We start from the raw sequence: 19,781 nt of genomic DNA, 5'->3' as shown, positions 1-19,781 counted from the left end.
GCCGCCCCCCCCCCCGGCCGCCCCACAACGCTGTGCCACCTCTTCTTCTGTAGTGATCAGGAGCACCTGTGCCGTTCAAGCACCGCAAAATCGTGCGGGCCGCGCTCATAGCGGCCACCGTGGTCGCGGCGAGCGCGATCTCACCGCTCGCTCAAGCCGACGACCTCGAAGTCGCCGAGGCGGAGGTCACTCTTCCTGCCGGTGGTACCAACTGCGAAGCGGCTTTCGCCGTGCAGAACTACGGCGGGGCACCCGGCACTGTGGGACTCATTTCCGCAGGACACTGCGACACGCCCGGACACGTTCTCTTCTCCTCGAACGCGGACGCCGACTTCGAGGTTGTCAACACAGGTTACAACGTCGTGGGAACCACCAGTCTGCCGAACGGAAACGAGCTCGTCAGCGCGAACTACTTCCGCGCGGACTGGGACAACCGGAGTACGTGGAGCAATCGGGACACGAGCGCGACCTCACACCCGCTTTCCATCGGGACGGCGAACGTCGGATCAGTGGTCTGCCGTTTCGGAGGTGTCAGTCCCAAAGCCTGTGGGACGGTTCAGAGCACCAACACGGCGCCACGGGGTGCGGGGTTCGCCGCCGACACCTTCGGCTACATCAGACTCGACTTCGGCTGCCTGCCCGGCGACAGCGGCGCCGCTGTCGTATCGGGCGACGGACAGCAGGCCATCGGCATCATCTCGGGCCGGCGCAAGTCCGACGGCGCCTGCCTCGTCTCCCAGTTGAACCGAATTCCCGCGAAAGTCGGCGGAATGGAGCTCTACCAGTCGCCGCCGGCCGACCAGAAGATGTGGATGTCGCTGAAACTGAGCGACAAATGGTATCGCCTGCCGGGACTGACCGACCGTAAGACCTGCAGCATCATTCTGAAGAACGGCCAGTCCGGAATCGACACCGGGCTGCGGCCCGGGACCGCCATGTGCACACCTGCCTGAGACCCGCCTCTCACACGCGCGGCCGGCGCCCGTGCTCCTGGCGCGGGAACGTCTGGTCCGCGCCGGGCAGCACCGGCTTCGGCAGCGTGGCCACCTCCTCCTTCGCCTTCTCCAGCTGCTCCGCCGTGTCGTCCGGGAGACGCGGCGGCCGCGGCTGGGCCGAGCTGAAACGGAAGGCGCTGGTGAGGTCGCCGAAAGTGCTGCGCCGCCAGTCGCTGATGTTGGGCTCCGCCACCCCGGTGAACTGCTCCAGGAACCGCAGCGCCGAGGTGTGGTCGAACGCTTCCGAGGCGACCCAGCCACCCACGGTCCAGGGTGAGATGATGATCGCCGGCACCCGGAAGCCACCCCCGACGGGCAGCCCCCGCACGAACTCGTCCGGCGTCCCCGCGGGCGGCACCGGCGGCGGCACATGGTCGAACAGACCGTCGTTCTCGTCGTAGTTGAGGATGAACGCGGTCTTGCGCCACACCTCAGGGTCGGACGCGATCGCCTCGATCTTCGACGCGACGAAGTCCGCCCCCGCCGCCGGGAGATAGTCGGGGTGCTCCGACTGGTGACTGGTCGGCATGATCCAGGACACGGCCGGCAGCCGGTCGTTGCGGGCGTCGTCCTCGAAGGTGCCCTCGGGCTGCGGCCGCACCCCGCGCTCATACAGCTCGGAACCGGGGACGGCGTTCTTGAACGCGGCGAACTGCTCCAGCATGTTGCAGCCGTAGTCGTCGTCCTGCTGGTACACCTTCCAGCTGACCCCGGCCGCCTGGAGCCGCTCGGCGTACGTCTTCCAGCGGTACGGCGTGGGCGCCGAGTTCTTGATGACCGGACCGCCCAGTATGCCGCCGGGGTCGATCGAACCGGTCATCCACATCAGCCGGTTGGGCCAGGTCGGCCCGAACACCGAGCAGAAGTAGTTGTCGCAGACGGTGAACGTCTCGGCCAGCGCGAACTGGAACGGGATGTCCTCCCGTGTGTAGTACCCCATCACATAAGGGCCGTTGACACCGTCGGCGGCGCGGTGGGCGGGCAGCCACTGGTCCATCCTGCCGCCGTTCCACGCCTGGTGCTGCACGGACCAGGCGTGGCTGGTGGACGGGATGGCCTGCGCGCTGGAGGAGTGGGTGTCGAGGTGGAAGGGCAGCAGATAGCCCTTGGGGTTCTGCGCGTCCGGCTGGTAGAAGACGCTGCGCCCGCTCTCCAGCGTGAGGGCGTGCGGGTCGGCGAAGCCGCGGACACCGGAGAGGGTGCCGAAGTAGTGGTCGAACGACCGGTTCTCCTGCATCAGCAGGACGACATGCTCGATGTCGCGCAGCGAACCGCCCCTGGGCGGCCCGGCGGCGACGGCCCTCTGGACGCTCGGCGGAAGCAGGGACAAGGACGCGGCGCCACCCAGCGCACCCGCGGCCGAACCCAGGACTCTACGACGCGTCAACTCGGCCATCACGGTCCCTTCTCGAGCGCGGTGAGGGCGCTCCGGCGGAAGTCGGGCCCGGTCGGCGGGCCGGACCGCCACTCACTCTCCGCCTCTCCCGGCGGGACGTGTCAGGGGACGGCGGTGAACATGTGGCCAACGAGCGGGAACGGCTTGACCAGCTCATGACCGGCAATGCCCGCAGGTTGCAGAGGAGTTGCCGCCCGTTCAAGGAACGGGCCCCCACCGCCTTCGCGGTGAGGGCCCGGGGTCCTGTCGCCTACAACTCCTTGATCCGGATGTCACGGTACGAGATCACGTCCGTCGTGCTGTGCACCTGGAGCCCGATGTAGCCCGTCGCGTAGCGCCGGCCGTCGGTGCCGGGGTCACCCGCGCGGGGCGGGGTGAAGACCTGGCCGCCGGCATTGTCGAACTCGTTGATGACGACACCGTTGCGCAGGATCGTGAAGTGCTGGCCCTCCGCGCGGATCTCGTAGTCGTTCCAGGTGCCCTTCGGGGTGACACCCGCACCGCCCAGGCCCACCCGGTCGAAGCCGTAGACCGAGCCCGTCTTGTACATGTCGCCGGTGGGGCTGTCCAGGATCTGGATCTCGTGCCCGTAGTTGATGGCGACCCACTCGGGGCGGGACTCCTCGGGGTGGTTGTGGACGTTGGGGAACCGGATGAAGACACCACTGTTGGCGTTGCCCGTGCCCGGGGCGTCGTCGCGGAACCGGAGCTTCAGCGAGAAGTCGCCGTACTTGCGCTCCGGGAACCACAGCATGCCCAGGCCCGGCACGGTCGTACTGCTGGTGAGGGCGCCGTCGCCGGTCAGCGTGAACTTCCCGCCGCCGACCTGCTCCCATTTCGCCAGCGACGCCGGGGTGCCGTCGAACAGATCGCGGTACCCGGTGGTCTGGCCGGGCTTGCCGATCTTCGACTGCCTGGCGGCCTTGGTGATCTTGTCGAACTCGCGCTGGTCGATGACCGCGTCCGCCAGCAGCCGGTCGAGCACGCCGTCGACGTGCTTGAGGAACAGCGCCTGCGACGACCAGTCCTTCTCGTCCTCGATCAGCTCGTTGATCGTGCACCGGCTACGGGTCAGCCGGTTCGGCACACCCGTGTCGACGGTGCCCACGATGACCGTCAGCCGCTCGTCGAACTCGGGGCAACTGGGCGCCGGGACGCCACCGCCCTGTGCGACGGTGAAGGTCACGCTCTTGGCCGCGGAGGTGTTCCCCGCCTTGTCCGTCGCCCGGTACGCCACCGTGTGGAAGCCGAGCCGGTCCACGATCACGGCGGCGGAGTACGCCAGGTACGGGCCCCCGTCGAGGGAGTACTCGACCCGGGCCACCCCGGACGCGGAGTCCGAGGCGTTGACGGTGACCTTGGCGCTCGTGACGTACGCGCCGTTCGAGTTCCTGGTGCCGTCGATGGTCGCCGAGGTATCCGGCGCGGTCGTGTCCTGCGCCGGCGGCGCCACCACGGTGAAGGCAACGGACTTCGCGGCCGCCGCGTTCCCGGCCCTGTCGGTCGCCCGGTAGCGCACGGTGTGCGAGCCGACCTCGTGCACCATCACGGGCGCGGTGTACGGCTGCCAGGAGCCGTCCGCGCCGAGCGCGTACTCGATGGTGTTGACGCCCGACCCGGTGTCCGAGGCGGTCACGGTGACCGTGGCCATCGTCAGATAGTCGCCGTTGGCGTCCTTCTCGCCGCTCACCGTCGCGGAGGTCTCCGGGGCGGTGGTGTCGTCCGTCGGCGGAGCGACCACGCTGAAGGTCACGGACTTCTCGGCGGCCACGTTGCCCGCCTGGTCGGTGGCGCGGTAGCGCAGGGTGTGCGAGCCGACCTGGTCGACGACCACCGGAGCGGTGTACGCCTGCCACGGGCCGTCCGCCCCGATCGCGTACTCGACCGACTTCACGCCGGACGCGTCGTCCGACGCGGACACCGTGACCCTGGCCGAACCGACATAGGCGCCGTCGGCGTTCCGCTGTCCCTCGACCTTCGCCGAGGCCGTCGGCGCCGTGGTGTCCTCGCCGCCGGGCTCGGTCACCGTGAGGATGCCCTGCATCCGGCTGTGGCCGGGGATGCTGCAGAAGTAGCGGTACCGGCCGGGCGTCAGCGTCACGTCGACGGTGTGCCGGCCGCCGCTGTCGTCGCCGGGGTTGGCCAGGATGTTCACCGGCACGTCGTGGTTGTACTCGGGGTCCGACACGTCGAAGGTCAGCGTGTGCGGCATGCCGGTGTCATTGCCGGTCGCGGTGCTGTTCTCGAAGACGAGGGTCGCCGCGCCGGCCACCGCCGTCGTCGGGGAACTCGCGTACCGGTCGGTGCCGGAACTCGCCGTCCACGTCAGCACCTGGGCCGCCGCAGCGCGCTCGCCGTCACGTCCGTAGGCGGTCGTCGAGGTGAGCCCCAGCATCAGCAGCAGCGCGCCCAGCAGCGCGGTGTACAGGCGCAGAGGTCGATGTCTCACTGTGCCGCCTTCCTGGCCAGATCCTCAGCGGCGGGAGTGGCCTCGCCGCCGGTGTACGTCACGCGCCACAGCGCGGACTGGGAGTCGGAGGTGAAGAAGCCGCGGCCGTAGTCGAGGACGTAGAGTGAACCGTCCGGCGCGAACTTCCAGTCCATCAGGTTGCGGATGCCGCCCTGTCCGACCGGGATGATCTTCTTCAGCGACGCCGCCGTGACCGGCAGGCCGCCCTTGCCGACCGTCTTCGGGTCGGTGAGCACCGCGTGGCGCGGGTTGTCCGCGTCGTAGAAGTCACCGACGAACCACTTGCCGTCCCAGTAGCGCGGCCACGCGTTCGCGCCCGCCGTCGCCGCGTCGTAGCGGTAGACCGGGCCGTCCATGGTGGCCTGGCCGCCGCCCTTGAGCCACGGCAGGAGGTAGGTGGCCTCCTCGTTCTTGTAGCTGGGCACGCCCGCCGCGTCGCGCGGGAAGTCGGGGGCGCCTCCTTGCGGGGAGTACCAGATGGTGTTGCCGGTGACGGGCGGCAGGTTCACCAGGCCGTCGTTGTTCGGGGACTCGTTCTTCGGCGCGGCGCAGTCGTACCAGCCCAGCGGCTTCGTCGGGTCCGGCAGACTGCGGTCGCGGTAGGGCTGCTTGTTGCCCATGCAGAACGGCCAGCCGTGGTTGCCCGCCTTGGTGATCGCGGCGAACGTGTCGTACTTGGCCGGTCCCCAGGTGGTGCTCGGCGCGCCCGCGTCGGGGCCGACCCAGCCCGCGTACAGGATGTCGGTCTTCTTGTCGACGGAGATCCGGGCGGGGTTCCGGACGCCCATCACATAGATCTCGCCGCGGGTCTTGCCGCCGCCCTCGTCCTGCTCCTTGCCGGTGAAGAGGTTGCCCTCGGGCAGGGTGTACGTGCCGTCCGGCTCCGGGTGGATGCGCAGGATCTTGCCGTTGAGGTTGTGGGTGTTGCCGGCGGTGCGGCGGGCGTCGGCGAAGGAGAGGCCCTTGTAGTTGGGCTGCGGGTTGTTGCCCGAGTAACCGTCGCTGAAGCCGGACGAGTTGTTGTCGCCGGTGGCGATGTACAGGTTGCCCTTGGAGTCCCAGGCCATCCCGCCGCCCGCGTGGCAGCAACTGTGCACCTGAACAGACCACTTGAGCAGGACCTTCTCCGAGGCCAGGTCGAGCTTGTTCGTGGTGCGGTCCAACGTGAAGCGCGATACGCGGCGTTCGGCGATCTGCTTGTCACGGTCGAGGCCGGAGTGCGGGGTGTAGTGCAGATACACCCAGCCGTTGGACTCGAAGCCGGGGTCCAGCTCGATGCCGAGCAACCCCTCCTCGACCTTGGTGAGTTCGTCACCGCCGCCCTTGTTGCCGAAGACGGTCAGGGCGCCCGCGAGCGTCACCTTCCTCGTGGCGGGGTCGTAGATGTGGATCTGGCCGACGCCCTTGCCGATGTCGGGGTTGTTCCAGTCGGTGACGACCGGGGCGCCGTTCACCCCGCCGCCTCTGCCGATGTACAGCACCCGTCCGTCGGGCGCCACGACCATGCCGTGCGGCTCGCCGATCTGGTCCTGCTGACCGGGCTGGTTCGGCTGGGTGACGCGCACCGCCGAGTAGTTGGCGTCGATGGTCGCCTTGCAGTCGGCGCGGGAGAGCCGGGTCGTCCAGAGCAGCGCGCCCCGCAGATGGTCACGGAAGTCGGTCTCCGCGAACGACTCGACCGTGCCGCCCATCGCGGTGTAGAAGGACCGGCCGCCGGAGTAGTCGCGGCACCAGGAGACCGGGTGGTCCACGCCGTTCGCCCCGGTTCCCGGCCGGTAGCTGCTCTCCCTGACCTTGGCGACGGTGTGCACCTTGCCGGTCGGGTTGCTCGCCCAGTTGAACCACTGGTCCGGGCGCTTCCACTCCAGCGGCAGGTCCTTCGTGGCCGGATGACTCCGGTCGGGGATCTCGACGGTGGCCCGCTGCACGGCGGCCGGGCTGGAAGTCGCCGGGCGGGCACCGATCAGGCCGGTGAACCAGTCGGAGTACGGCTCCGTCCGGGCCGCGTCATGGATGCCCAGGAAGCCGCCGCCGGCCTTCAGATACGCCTCAAGTCCCGCCTCCTGCTCGGGGTCGAGGACATCGCCACCGCCGGTCAGGAACACCACCGCGTTGAAGGTGCCGAGCCGTTTCTCATTGGTGAACACCGAGGCGTCGTCGGTCGCCACGGTCTTGAAGCGCTGGTCCGCGGGACCGGTCAGCCCGATCGACTCCACGGCTTCGATGCCCGCGTCCACGGTCGGTGACTCCTCGGTGGCCGAGGCGTGGAAGACGAGCACTTTGACGTTCTTGCCACCTGGCGGCGAGGGCAGCGCCGACGCCTTCGGTTCCGGGTACGGACTGGCCGTGGCGGCGGTACCGCCGCTCAGCAGGGATGCCGCCAGGGCTCCGGCCGCCAGGGCCGACGCCGCCGCCCGCCGGGATCTCGACCGGTGATGTGGTGCGCTCTGCATGGGTCACCCACCCTCCGTGGTCTCAGCAACAGCGCCAGAAGCTAGACGCCTTTCGACGAACCGCCAATACCAACGGACGGAATCTCACCAACTTTGTCCTGGGTGTGGATAAACGGGGGCCGCGGCTCTACCGTGGCCGTCCCCACGGGGACTCCCGCTCCCCGCCCGTCTCCTCACAGCACTCCTCACAGCACTGGAGAGACCGGTATGGCTCTGGACAGAAGGACTTTCGGGCGACGGCTGCTGGCCGGCGGTGTGGTCGCCGCCACCGGCACGGCGACGTTGACGGTGGCCTCGGCCCCCTCGGCGGCGGAACCCGCCCCGCCCACCGCCCCGGCCGGCGGCCAGGTGCGCCACCTCAAGCTCTACGCCGAGAAACTGCCGGGCGGCCAGCTCGGCTACGGCCTGGAGAAGGGCAAGGCGACCGTGCCGGGCCCGCTCATCGAACTGGTCGAGGGCGACACCCTGCACATCGAGTTCGAGAACGCCACCGACGTCGACGCCAGCCTGCACGTCCACGGCGTCGACTACGACATCGCCAACGACGGCACCCGGATGACGAACAGCCACGTCGAACCGGGCGGCACCCGCACCTACACCTGGCGCACCCACGCACCCGGCCGCCGCAAGGACGGCACCTGGCAGGCGGGCAGCGCCGGTTACTGGCACTACCACGACCATGTCGTGGGCACCGACCACGGAACGGGCGGCATCCGCAAGGGCCTGTACGGTCCGGTCGTCGTGCGCCGGAAGGGCGACATCCTGCCGGACAAGCAGTTCACGATCGTCTTCAACGACATGACGATCAACAACAGGGCGACGGGGGAGACCCCGAACTTCGAGGCCACCGTGGGCGACCGGGTCGAGATCATCATGATCACGCACGGCGAGTACTACCACACCTTCCATCTGCACGGTCACCGCTGGGCCGACAACCGTACCGGCCTGCTGACCGGCCCCGACGACCCCAGCCGCGTCATCGACAACAAGATCACCGGCCCGGCCGACTCCTTCGGCTTCCAGATCATCGCCGGCGAACACGTCGGCGCGGGCGCCTGGATGTACCACTGCCACGTCCAGAGCCACTCCGACATGGGAATGGCCGGCCTGCTCCTGGTGGCGAAACCCGACGGCACCGTGCCGGGCCACACGGGACACCACGCCGCGGCCCACCACGCCCACTGATGCCCGGCCTTTGTCCTGCGAGTGGAGAAAGTCGGCACGAATTCCCGCGCTACTTCTTCCCAGCCCCGGCAGCCACTGCTACGTTCCCCTCGAAAGAACGCGACGGACGTCCGGTACCGAGGCGGGGAGGGATTCGTGAGACGCATGACGGCACGACCCGCCAACGCCCACCAGGCCCGGCTGCTCCGCCTGTTGCGCGACGGAGGTCCCAACTCCCGTGCTCAGCTGGGGGACCAGGTCGAACTGTCCCGGTCCAAGCTGGCCGTGGAGGTGGACCGCCTCCTCCGGACGGGACTGATCGTGGCCGACGGACTCGCCGCCTCGCGCGGCGGGCGCCGCTCCCACAACCTCCGGCTCGCCCCCAACCTGCGCTTCCTCGGCATCGACATCGGCGCGACCTCGGTCGACGTCGCCGTCACCAACGCCGAACTCGAGGTGCTGGGCCATCTCAACCAGCCGCTGGACGTACGCGAAGGCCCGGTCGCGGTCTTCGAGCACGTCCTCGCCATGGCGGCCAAACTCCGGTCCTCCGGGCTGGCGGAGGGGTTCGACGGCGCCGGCATCGGCGTACCGGGCCCCGTCCGCTTCCCGGAGGGGATACCGGTCGCACCGCCGATCATGCCGGGCTGGGACGGCTTCCCCGTGCGGGAGGCGCTCAGCCAGGAACTCGGCTGCCCCGTCATGGCCGACAACGACGTGAACCTGATGGCGATGGGGGAGCAGCACGCCGGGGTCGCCCGTTCCGTCGGCGACTTCCTCTGCGTCAAGATCGGCACCGGCATCGGCTGCGGCATCGTCGTCGGCGGCGAGGTCCACCGGGGAGCCACGGGCAGCGCGGGCGACATCGGGCACATCCAGGCCGTACCCGACGGCCGTGCCTGCGCCTGCGGCAACCGAGGCTGCCTGGAGGCCCACTTCAGCGGCGCGGCGCTCGCCCGCGACGCCCTGGAGGCGGCCACCCAGGGACTCTCGGCCGAACTCGCCTCCCGGCTGGAGACGCACGGCACCCTCAGCGCCGTCGACATCGCCGCCTCGGCCGCCGCCGGCGACACCGTCTCGCTCGACCTCATCCGGGAGGGCGGCACCCGCACCGGCCAGGTCATCGCCGGCCTGGTCAGCTTCTTCAACCCCGGCCTCGTGGTGATCGGCGGCGGGGTGACCGGCCTCGGCCACACCCTGCTCGCCGCGATCCGCACCCAGGTCTACCGCCAGTCCCTGCCGCTCGCGACCGGCAACCTGCCGATCGTGCTCGGTGAACTGGGCCAGACCGCCGGAGTCATCGGCGGCGCCCGCCTCATCAGCGACCACCTGTTCTCCCCGGCGTGAGCGCGCCGTCCGGCACCATCCGGCCGGACCGGCCGTAGGAACAGCGCGACGGAAAAACCGCACCGCCCGCACCACTCCGCTCTGCCCAGGTCCGCCCGACCCGTCGGCGTACCGCCCTGAAACAGGCCCGCACGCCCGCCGAGGGGGAACACATGGCACCAGAACCACCACTGCTCAGCATGACCGGCATCACCAAGGCGTTCCCCGGTGTCCGGGCCCTGGACGGCGTCGACCTCGACGTACGGGAGGGCGAGGTCCACTGCCTGCTCGGCCAGAACGGCGCGGGCAAGTCCACCCTCATCAAGGTCCTGGCCGGTGCCCACCAGCCCGACACCGGGTCCCTCCACTGGCGCGGCGAACCCGTCACCCTCCGCTCGCCCCTGGTGGCGATGCGCCTCGGTATCGCCACCATCTACCAGGAACTCGACCTGGTGGAACACCTGTCGGTCGCCGAGAACGTCCACCTGGGCCATGAGCCCACCCGGGCCGGATTCGTCGTACGGCGGCGCACGGCACGCGCCTCGACGGCCGCGCTGCTGCGCCGGCTCGGCCACACCGAGATCCAACCGGGCCGGCTGGTGGGGGAGTTGTCCGCCGCGCAGCAGCAGATCGTCTCCATGGCGCGGGCGTTGTCGCACGACGTACGGCTCATCGTGATGGACGAGCCGTCCGCCGCGCTCGATCCCGACGAGGTCGACAACCTCTTCCGGGTGGTCACCGGGCTCACCGCCGAAGGCGTCGCCGTCGTCTACATCTCGCACCGGCTGGACGAGATCCGCCGCATCGGCGACCGCGTGACCGTGCTGAAGGACGGCCGGGCGGTGGCACGCGGCCTGCCCGCGAAGACCACCCCGACCCGCGAGGTCGTCACCCTGATGACGGGGCGCGACGTCGAGTACGTCTTTCCGGCGCGCCCCGCCGGACCGCCGCCCGACACACCCGTGCTGGAGGTCCGGGGGCTGTCCCGCAGCGGAGAGTTCGCCCCGCTCGACCTCGTGGTCCGGCCGGGCGAGATCGTCGGGATCGCGGGCCTCGTCGGCTCCGGCCGCTCCGAGATCCTGGAGACGGTCTACGGCGCCCGTAAGCCCGACACCGGGCACGTCCTGGTCGACGGCCGCCCGGTACGCCCCGGCAGCGTACGGGCCGCCGTGCGCGCGGGCATCGGGCTGGCCCCCGAGGAGCGCAAGGCGCAGGCCCTGCTCATGCTGGAGTCCGTCACCCGCAACGTCTCGGTGTCCACCCTGTCCCGCTTCGCGCACGCGGGCTGGATCGACCGGAGCGCCGAGCTGGGCGCGGCCCGTGCCGCGACCCGGGAGCTGTCCCTGCGCCCCGACAACCCCGCCGTCCCCGTCCGCACCCTCTCCGGCGGCAACCAGCAGAAGGCCGTCCTGGCCCGCTGGCTGCTGCGCGGCTGCCGGGTGCTGCTGCTCGACGAGCCCACCCGTGGCGTGGACGTCGGCGCCCGCGCCGAGCTGTACGCCGTGGTCCGCCGACTCGCCGACGAGGGCCTCGCCGTCCTGCTGGTCTCCAGCGAGGTCCCCGAGGTGCTCGGCCTCGCCGACCGTGTCCTGGTGCTGCGGGAGGGCCACGTCGTGCACGAGGCACCCGCCCGCGAACTCGACGAGCACCGCGTACTCGACCTCGTCATGGAAGGAAGCCCGGCGTCATGACGCAGCCCGTCTCCCCGCCCCGGTACGACAGCGGCAAGGCGCCCGCGACCGCGCGGCCCCCCGCCTGGCGCACGCTCACGGCCCGCGCCGACGTCCGTACCCTCTCCCTGCTCGGCGTCCTCGCCGTCCTCGTCGTGATCGGCGGGGTCACCAAGCCGGACGAGTTCCTCGACACCCGCAACCTCCAGCTCGTCCTCACCCAGGCGTCCGTGATCGGTGTCGTCACCGTCGGCATGACCTTCGTCATCACCTCCGGCGGCATCGACCTGTCCGTCGGCGCGATCGTCGCCCTCGCCTCGGTGTGGGCGACCACGGTGGCGACCCAGGAGTACGGGTTCGCCGGCATCCTCTTCACCGCGGTCGCCGTCGGCGTGGGCTGCGGCCTGGTCAACGGCCTGCTCGTCGCCTACGGCGGAGTGGTCCCGTTCATCGCCACCCTGGCCATGCTGGCCTCGGCGCGCGGGCTCGCCCTCCTGATCACCGACGGGCGCACGCAGATCGTCACCATCGACTCGGTGCTGAGCCTCGGCGAGCGCGACTCCTATGTCCTCGGCATCCCGCCGCTGGTCCTGGTGTTCGCCCTCGTCACCGTCATCGGCTGGCTGGCCCTTAACCGCACCACCTTCGGCCGCCGCACCGTCGCCGTCGGCGGCAACGCGGAGGCGGCCCGCCTCGCCGGCATCGACGTACGCCGCCAGCGCCTCTACCTCTACCTGCTCTCCGGGCTGTGCTGCGGCATCGCGGCCTTCCTGCTGATCATCCTGGCCGGCTCGGGCCAGAACACCAACGGCAACCTCTACGAACTCGACGCCATCGCCGCCGCCATCATCGGCGGCACGCTGCTCAGCGGCGGCCGGGGCACCATCACCGGCTCCGTGCTGGGCGTGCTGATCTTCACCACGATCACCGACATCTTCGCCCTGAACAACCTGCAGAGCGACGTCCAGCAGATCGCCAAGGGCGCGATCATCGTCGCCGCCGTGCTGGTCCAGCGCCGTACCGCGAGCACCGCCTGAGGAAAGGGTTTCACCGCCATGCGACCGACCGCACCGACACCCCTCACCAGCCGCAGAGGGCTTCTCTTCGGGACCGCCGCCGTGGGCGCCGGCGCCTTCCTCACCGGCTGCACGAGCAACGAGCCGAAGGAGGAGCGGACGGCCGCCGAGGACAAGCCCGCCGCCGCCAAGCCCGGCAAGCACGTCACCATCGGCTTCGCCGGCCCGCAGGCCGACCACGGCTGGCTCAACGCCATCAACGACAACGCCAAGCGCCGCGCCGGCACGTACTCCGACGTCTCGCTGGAGATCACCGAGGGCTCCAACGACACCGCCGCCCAGATCGGGCAGATCGAGACCCTGATCAACAAGAAGGTCGACGTCCTGGTGGTGCTCCCCGCCGACGGCAAGGCGCTCACCCAGGTCGGTCTGAAGGCGATGCGGGCCGGCATCCCGGTCGTCAACCTCGACCGCGTCTTCAACACCCCCCAGGCGTACCGCTGCTGGATCGGCGGCGACAACTACGGCATGGGCCTGAGCGCCGGCCACTACATCGGCGAGAAGCTCAAGGACACCCCGGACGCCCGGGTCGTGGAACTGGCCGGCCTGGACAACCTGGAGCTGACCAAGCAGCGGACCAAGGGCTTCGACGACGCCCTGAAGAACTACCCCAACATCCGCAAGGTGGCCCGCCAGGCAGCCGACTTCACCGTGGAGTCCGGCCAGGCCAAGATGTCCCAGCTCCTGCAGGCGCAGCGCAAGTTCGACGCCCTGTGGAACCACGACGACGACCAGGGCGTGGGCGCGCTGCGGGCCGTGCAACAGGCGGGCCGGGACGGCTTCCTCATGGTCGGCGGCGCCGGCGCGCTCTCCGCGTTCCAGGCCATCAAGCGCGACGACGGCGTACTGAAGGCGACCGTCCTCTACCCGCCCACCATGTCCGCCTCCGCCATCGACCTCGCCCGCGCCCTCGGCCAGAGCAAGGGCGTGGGCGGTATGGCCGAGTACGAGATCCCGGCGTCCGTCACGCTCTACTCCGCCGTCGTCGACAAGGACAACGTCGACCGGTACATGCCCACCGGCTTCCGGTGACCGGCCCCCGCCCCACCCGCACGGCGCCACCCCGTACGAGGACGAGGAGAGGACCCACCGCATGGCACAGCCGCAGCGTTCAGCAGGGGAGAGGACCGGGCCCGGTCCTCAGGGCAGGCCGCCGTTGCGCATCGGGATGGTCGGGTACGCCTTCATGGGCGCCGCCCACTCCCAGGGCTGGCGCACGGCCGGCCGCGTCTTCGAACTGCCCCGCGAACCGGTTCTGTCCGTGCTGTGCGGCCGCGACCCCGACGCGGTACGGTCCGCCGCCGAGCGGCACGGCTGGGCCGCCACCGAGACGGACTGGCACGCGCTGATCGCCCGCGACGACGTCGACCTCGTCGACATCTGCACCCCCGGCGACAGCCATGCGGAGATCGCGCTCGCCGCGCTCGCGGCCGGCAAGCATGTGCTGTGCGAGAAGCCGCTGGCCAACACCGTCGAGGAGGCGGAGGCGATGGCCCGCGCGGCACAAGAGGCGCACGAGCGCGGCCAGTTGGCCATGGTCGGCTTCAACTACCGCCGGGTGCCCGCCGTCGCCCTCGCCCGGCGGATGATCACCGAGGGGCGGCTCGGCACCCTGCGCCATGTCCGGGTGAGCTACCTCCAGGACTGGCTGGTGGACCCGGAGTTCCCGCTGACCTGGCGGCTGCGCAAGGAGGCGGCCGGCTCGGGCGCCCTCGGCGACCTGGGAGCCCATGTCATCGATGTCGCCCAGTACTTGGCGGGGGAGAAGCTCGCCGGAGTGTCCGCGCTCACCGAGACCTTCGTCCGCACACGGCCCCTGCCCGGGGGCGGCGGGGGACCGGTCACGGTGGACGACGCCACCGTGTTCACCGGCCGGTTCACCTCCGGCGCGCTGGCCTCGTTCGAGGCGACGCGGTACGCCACCGGACGCAAGAACGCCCTGCGGATCGAGCTGAACGGTCAACGAGGCTCCCTGGCCTTCGACTTGGAGCGGCTCAACGAGCTGTCCTTCCACGACGGCACCGAGCCGGGCACACGAGCGGGCTTCCGCCGCATCCTGGTGACCGAGCCCGACCATCCCTACCTGGACGCCTGGTGGCCGCCGGGCCACGGCCTCGGCTACGAGCACACCTTCGTCCACCAGGCCCGCGACCTCGTGCACGCCATCGCCGAGGGCCGTGAGCCCGTCCCGTCGTTCGCCGACGGCCTCGAGGTCCAGCGGGTGCTGGCCGCGGTGGAGGAGAGCGCGGCGAAGAACTCCGTCTACACCCCCATCGTGTTCTGAACCCGTGTTCTCGAGGAGGGCCCGCCATGCCACGTACGTTCACCCTGTTCACCGGCCAGTGGGCGGACCTGCCGCTGGAGGAGGTCTGCCGCCTGGCCCGCGACTTCGGCTACGACGGGCTGGAACTCGCCTGCTGGGGCGACCACTTCGAAGTCGACAAGGCGCTCACCGACCCCGGCTATCTCGCGTCCCGGCACGCCCTGCTCGACAAGTACGGCCTGAAGTGCTGGGCGATCTCCAACCACCTGGTCGGGCAGGCGGTGTGCGACGCCATCATCGACGAACGCCACCGGGCGATCCTGCCCGCCCGGATCTGGGGCGACGGCGACGGGGAAGGCGTACGGCAGCGGGCGGCCGCCGAGATCGCGGACACCGCGCGTGCGGCCGCGGCCTTCGGTGTGGACACCGTCGTCGGCTTCACGGGCTCCGCGATCTGGCACCTCGTCGCCATGTTCCCGCCCGCCCCCGAGTCGATGATCGAGCGGGGCTACGAGGACTTCGCCGAGCGCTGGAACCCCGTCCTGGACGTCTTCGACGCCGAGGGCGTGCGGTTCGCGCACGAGGTCCACCCGAGCGAGATCGCCTACGACTACTGGACGACCCGGCGTGCCCTGGACGCGATCGGGAACCGGCCCGCGTTCGGCCTGAACTTCGACCCCTCCCACTTCGTGTGGCAGGACCTGGACCCGATCGGCTTCCTGTGGGACTTCCGGGACCGGATCTACCACGTGGACTGCAAGGAGGCCCGCAAACGCCTGGACGGCCGCAACGGCCGGCTCGGCTCCCACCTGCCCTGGGGCGACCCGCGCCGCGGCTGGGACTTCGTCTCGGCCGGGCATGGGGACGTCCCGTGGGAGGACGTGTTCCGGATGCTGGCCTCCATCGGCTACCAGGGCCCCGTCTCCGTCGAGTGGGAGGACGCCGGCATGGACCGGCTCCAGGGCGCCCCCGAAGCCCTGGCCCGCCTCAAGGCGTACGACTTCGACCCGCCGTCGGCCTCGTTCGACGCGGCGTTCGGCCACTGACGCTCCTCACCGGGATGACGGCGCATCCCGGCGCACCCCCACCCGCCCGTACAACCCGCTTCTTCTGGAGGCATCCGTGCACGGGAACAACCGCCCTACCGGTAGCGCAAGCCGCCGGCCACGCCTGCGCACCGCCCTGGCCCTCGCCTGCGGTGCGCTCCTCATCGGCGCCACCCCAGCCCTCACCGCCCCCGGCGCGGCCGCCGCCGACCGGAGCGGTGCCGCCGCTGACCGGAGCGGTGCCGCCGCCGACCGGAGCGGTGCCGCCGCTGACCGGAGCGGTGCCGCCGCCGAGAACTTCGAGCAGGTCACCCTCGCCCGGGGCGAGGCGGAGGTCGGCGAGCCGATGAGCCTCGCCGTGTTGCCCGACCGCTCGGTCCTGCACACCTCCCGCGACGGCGAACTCCGCCTCACCGACGCGGGCGGTACCACCCGCATCGCGGGCAGGCTCGCCGTGTACTCCCACGACGAGGAGGGACTCCAGGGCGTCGGCGTCGACCCGCACTTCACCGACAACCGGTTCGTCTACCTCTACTACGCGCCCCCGCTGGACACCCCGCCCGGCGACGCCCCCGAGACCGGTACCGCCGCCGACTTCGCCCGCTTCGACGGCGTGAACCGGCTCTCCCGCTTCGTCCTCAAGGCCGACGGCACCCTGGACACCGCCAGCGAGAAGAACATCCTGGAAGTGCCGACCTCGCGCGGCATCTGCTGCCACGTCGGCGGGGACATCGACTTCGACAAGGACGGCAACCTCTACCTGTCGACCGGCGACGACTCCAACCCCTTCCAGTCCGACGGCTTCACCCCCATCGACGAACGCGCCGGCCGCAACCCCGCCTTCGACGCCCAGCGCACCGCCGGCAACACCAACGACCTGCGCGGCAAGATCCTGCGCGTCAAGGTCGGCGCCGACGGCACCTACACCATCCCCGACGGCAACCTCTTCGCCCCCGGCACCGCCAGGACCCGCCCCGAGATCTACGCCATGGGCTTCCGCAACCCCTTCCGCTTCAGCGTCGACAAGGAAACCGGCGTCCTGTACGTCGGCGACTACGGCCCCGACGCCGGCGCCGCCGACCCCGCCCGAGGCCCCGCCGGCCAGGTCGAGTTCGCCCGCGTCACCGGCCCCGGCAACTTCGGCTGGCCCTACTGCACCGGCAAGAACGACGCCTACGTGGACTACGACTTCGCCACCAAGACCTCCGGCGCGGCCTTCGACTGCGCCGCCCCCAAGAACACCTCACCCCACAACACCGGCCTCACCGACCTGCCCCCGGCCCAGGCGGCCTGGCTGCCCTACGACGGCGCCTCCGTACCGGAGTTCGGCGACGGCTCCGAGTCCCCGATGGGCGGCCCCGTCTACCACTACGACCCCGCCCTGGACTCCCCGGTGAAGTTCCCCGAGGCGTACGACGGGAACTTCTTCGCCGGTGAGTTCGGCCGCCGCTGGATCAAGCGCGTCGACACCGGCGCCGACGGCACGGTCCGGTCGATCAACGCCTTCCCCTGGACCGGCACCCAGGTGATGGACATGGCCTTCGGCCCCGACGGCGCGCTCTACGTCCTGGACTACGGCACCGCCTGGTTCGGCGGCGACGACAACTCCGCGCTGTACCGGATCGAGAACGCCACCGGCGGCCACTCACCGGCCGCCCGTGCCGCCGCCGACAAGACGTCCGGGCAGGCCGCGCTCAAGGTCCGCTTCTCCTCCGCCGGCACCACCGACCAGGACGGCGACACCCTCACCTACCGCTGGGACTTCGGCGACGGCACCAGCTCCACCGCCGCCAACCCCACGCACACCTACCGCAAGAACGGCACCTACACCGCCACCCTGACCGCCAAGGACCCCGGCGGCCGCACCGGCAGCGCCTCCGTACGCATCGTCGTGGGCAACACCGCACCCACCGTCACACTGCAACTCCCGCAGGACGGACAGCTGTTCAGCTTCGGTGACGCCGTCCCGTTCACCGTGAAGGTCACCGACCCCGAGGACGGTCAGAACGTCGACTGCTCCAAGGTCACCGTGAACTTCATCCTCGGCCACGACACCCACGGCCACCCGCTGACCTCGGCCAAGGGCTGCTCCGGCACCATCAAGACCAGCGCCGACGGCGGCCACGACGAGAACGAGGACATCTTCGGCGTGTTCGACGCCGAGTACACCGACAACGGAGGCGGCGGACAGGCCTCCCTCACCTCCCACGACCAGAACGTCACCCAGCCCCGCCACCGCCAGGCCGAGCACTTCACCGGCTCCTCCGGCGTCACCCTCCAGTCCAAGGACACCGCCCACGGAGGCAAGACGGTCGGCGACATCGACAACGGCGACTCGATCTCCTTCACTCCCTACGCGCTGGCCGACGCCAAGAAGATCACCGCTCGGATCTCCTCCGGCGGAGTCGGCGGCACGCTGGAGATCCGCGCCGGATCGGCGGGGGGCACCCTCCTCGGCACCGCCACCGTGCCGGTGACCGGCGGCTGGCAGACGTTCCAGGACGTGAGCGCCGGCCTGTCCCGCGCGCCGAAGGCCACGACCACGCTCTTCCTCGTCTTCAAGGGCGGCTCCGGCGCCCTCTTCGACGTGGACGACTTCACCTTCACCACCGGCTGAGCGGAGGCCCCCCATGCGCACCACACGCCTGCTCACCACCGCCGCGCTGGGAGCCGCGCTCCTGCTCGGGTCCGTCACCGGCCCGTCCGCCGCGCGCCCCACCGAGAACGGCCGCGTCCTGGTCTTCTCCAAGACCGCCGGATTCCGCCACGACTCCATCCCGGACGGCATCGCCGCCGTCCGGCAGCTCGGCGCCACGGACGGCCTCACCGTCGACGCCACCGAGGACGCGAGCACCTTCACCACCCGTAACCTGAGCCGCTACGACGCGGTCGTCTTCCTCTCCACCACCGGCGACGTCCTCGATCCCGGCCAGCAGCGCGCCTTCGAGCGCTACATCCGCCAGGGCGGCGGCTACGTCGGCGTCCACGCGGCCGCCGACACCGAGTACGACTGGCCGTTCTACGGCGGGCTCGCCGGAGCCTGGTTCGCCTCACACCCGGCGATCCAGCCCGCCACCGTCGTGGTCGAGGACCACGCCCACCCCGCCACCGCGCAATTGCCCGGCCGGTGGGAACGCACCGACGAGTGGTACAACTACCGCTCCAACCCGCGCGAGCGCGCCCACGTCCTGGCCTCCCTGGACGAGTCGTCCTACGCGGGCGGCACCATGAACGGCGACCACCCGATCGCCTGGTGCCAGACCTACCAGGGCGGCCGCGCCTTCTACACCGGCGGCGGTCACACCCGCGAGTCCTTCGCCGACCCCGCCTTCCGCGCCCACCTGCTCGGCGGCCTGCGCTGGGCCACCGGCGCCGCACAGGCCGACTGCCGCCCGGAGAACGGCTACCGCCGCCTGTTCGACGGCACCTCGCTGAAGGGCTGGCGGCAGGCCGGGCCGGGCTCCTTCACCCTGGCCGACGACGGCACGCTCACCTCGTCCGGCGGCATGGGCCTGCTCTGGTACGCCGACGCCGGCTTCTCCTCGTACTCCCTGAAGCTCGACTGGAGGATCGCCGGGGACGGGAACTCGGGCGTGTTCGTGGGCTTCCCGCCCGCGGACGACCCCTGGTCGGCCGTGGACAACGGCTACGAGGTCCAGATCGACGCGACCGACGTGCCCGAGAAGACCACCGGCTCGGTGTACGGCTTCCAGCCCGCCGACCTGGCCGCGCGCGACCGTGCGCTGAACCCGCCGGGGGAGTGGAACACCTACGAGATCCGGGTGGAGGGCGAGCGGCTGCGCATCTGGCTCAACGGAGTCCAGGTCAACGACTTCACCAACACCGACCCGGCCCGCAGCCTGCGCGACGGCCACATCGGCATCCAGAACCACGGGGCCGACGACCAGGTGTCGTTCCGTGA

At 70.7% G+C, this 19,781-nt stretch carries 13 protein-coding genes; 10 read left to right on the top strand and 3 right to left on the bottom strand.

Annotated elements, in window-relative coordinates; translation table 11 throughout:
• The first annotated feature begins 68 nt into the window (after positions 1-68).
• Positions 69-953 carry a hypothetical protein gene (locus ACFWN1_RS21415; RefSeq protein WP_384364175.1) on the top strand — a complete coding sequence of 295 codons (885 nt, stop codon included), beginning with the start codon at positions 69-71 and terminating at the stop codon, positions 951-953.
• A 10-nt stretch (positions 954-963) separates the two neighbouring features.
• Here the strand turns inward: ACFWN1_RS21415 and ACFWN1_RS21410 are convergent, their stop codons facing one another.
• The 3 genes from ACFWN1_RS21410 to ACFWN1_RS21400 form a co-directional block, all read right to left on the bottom strand.
• A complete protein-coding gene (locus tag ACFWN1_RS21410) occupies positions 964-2,391 on the bottom strand; it encodes an alkaline phosphatase family protein (RefSeq protein ID WP_384364173.1) in 1,428 nt (475 codons plus the stop codon).
• Between the two features lie 250 nt (positions 2,392-2,641).
• Positions 2,642-4,786, bottom strand: coding sequence for an OmpL47-type beta-barrel domain-containing protein (locus ACFWN1_RS21405; RefSeq protein ID WP_384364179.1), 2,145 nt, complete (start codon positions 4,784-4,786; stop codon positions 2,642-2,644).
• 50 nt (positions 4,787-4,836) lie between these two features.
• Positions 4,837-7,314 carry a ThuA domain-containing protein gene (locus ACFWN1_RS21400; protein WP_384364171.1) on the bottom strand — a complete coding sequence of 826 codons (2,478 nt, stop codon included), beginning with the start codon at positions 7,312-7,314 and terminating at the stop codon, positions 4,837-4,839.
• A 213-nt stretch (positions 7,315-7,527) separates the two neighbouring features.
• Between ACFWN1_RS21400 and ACFWN1_RS21395 the strand changes: the two genes are divergently transcribed.
• The 9 genes from ACFWN1_RS21395 to ACFWN1_RS21355 form a co-directional block, all read left to right on the top strand.
• Entirely contained in the window at positions 7,528-8,499 is a 972-nt protein-coding gene (locus tag ACFWN1_RS21395) for a multicopper oxidase domain-containing protein (RefSeq protein WP_384364177.1), read from the top strand.
• Positions 8,500-8,643: 144 nt separating this feature from the next.
• A complete protein-coding gene (locus ACFWN1_RS21390) occupies positions 8,644-9,825 on the top strand; it encodes an ROK family protein (protein WP_384364169.1) in 1,182 nt (393 codons plus the stop codon).
• 152 nt (positions 9,826-9,977) lie between these two features.
• Positions 9,978-11,495, top strand: coding sequence for a sugar ABC transporter ATP-binding protein (locus ACFWN1_RS21385; protein WP_384364167.1), 1,518 nt, complete (start codon positions 9,978-9,980; stop codon positions 11,493-11,495).
• A complete protein-coding gene (locus tag ACFWN1_RS21380; RefSeq protein WP_384364165.1) occupies positions 11,492-12,511 on the top strand; it encodes an ABC transporter permease in 1,020 nt (339 codons plus the stop codon). Before ACFWN1_RS21385 ends, ACFWN1_RS21380 begins: the two co-directional genes overlap by 4 nt.
• Before the next feature lie 18 nt (positions 12,512-12,529).
• Positions 12,530-13,582: a substrate-binding domain-containing protein gene (locus ACFWN1_RS21375; RefSeq protein ID WP_384364163.1), complete on the top strand. Its 1,053-nt coding sequence runs from the start codon at positions 12,530-12,532 to the stop codon at positions 13,580-13,582.
• Between the two features lie 61 nt (positions 13,583-13,643).
• Entirely contained in the window at positions 13,644-14,834 is a 1,191-nt protein-coding gene (locus ACFWN1_RS21370) for a Gfo/Idh/MocA family protein (RefSeq protein WP_384364161.1), read from the top strand.
• Between the two features lie 26 nt (positions 14,835-14,860).
• Entirely contained in the window at positions 14,861-15,859 is a 999-nt protein-coding gene (locus ACFWN1_RS21365) for a sugar phosphate isomerase/epimerase family protein (protein WP_384364159.1), read from the top strand.
• Between the two features lie 76 nt (positions 15,860-15,935).
• On the top strand, positions 15,936-18,476 hold the full coding sequence (locus ACFWN1_RS21360; protein WP_384364157.1) for a PQQ-dependent sugar dehydrogenase: 2,541 nt from the start codon (positions 15,936-15,938) through the stop codon (positions 18,474-18,476).
• A gap of 13 nt (positions 18,477-18,489) precedes the next feature.
• On the top strand, positions 18,490-19,781 hold a 1,292-nt coding region (locus ACFWN1_RS21355), incomplete at its 3' end, for a ThuA domain-containing protein (protein ID WP_384364155.1).

This window comes from Streptomyces sp. NPDC058459, from assembly GCF_042721685.1.
Lineage (GTDB): Bacteria > Actinomycetota > Actinomycetes > Streptomycetales > Streptomycetaceae > Streptomyces.
The sequence above is the reverse complement of the archived record's forward strand: the minus strand, read 5'-3'. Positions and strand labels throughout refer to the sequence as shown.

Bases quoted from the DNA above. Each gene is read 5' to 3' on its own strand.
- ACFWN1_RS21390 (WP_384364169.1), top strand. From the start codon at position 8,644: ATGACGGCACGACCCGCCAACGCCCACCAGGCCCGGCTGCTCCGCCTG.
- ACFWN1_RS21370 (WP_384364161.1), top strand. From the start codon at position 13,644: ATGGCACAGCCGCAGCGTTCAGCAGGGGAGAGGACCGGGCCCGGTCCT.
- ACFWN1_RS21405 (WP_384364179.1), bottom strand. From the start codon at position 4,786: ATGCTGGGGCTCACCTCGACGACCGCCTACGGACGTGACGGCGAGCGC.
- ACFWN1_RS21400 (WP_384364171.1), bottom strand. From the start codon at position 7,314: ATGCAGAGCGCACCACATCACCGGTCGAGATCCCGGCGGGCGGCGGCG.
- ACFWN1_RS21385 (WP_384364167.1), top strand. From the start codon at position 9,978: ATGGCACCAGAACCACCACTGCTCAGCATGACCGGCATCACCAAGGCG.
- ACFWN1_RS21375 (WP_384364163.1), top strand. From the start codon at position 12,530: ATGCGACCGACCGCACCGACACCCCTCACCAGCCGCAGAGGGCTTCTC.
- ACFWN1_RS21365 (WP_384364159.1), top strand. From the start codon at position 14,861: ATGCCACGTACGTTCACCCTGTTCACCGGCCAGTGGGCGGACCTGCCG.
- ACFWN1_RS21380 (WP_384364165.1), top strand. From the start codon at position 11,492: ATGACGCAGCCCGTCTCCCCGCCCCGGTACGACAGCGGCAAGGCGCCC.
- ACFWN1_RS21410 (WP_384364173.1), bottom strand. From the start codon at position 2,391: ATGGCCGAGTTGACGCGTCGTAGAGTCCTGGGTTCGGCCGCGGGTGCG.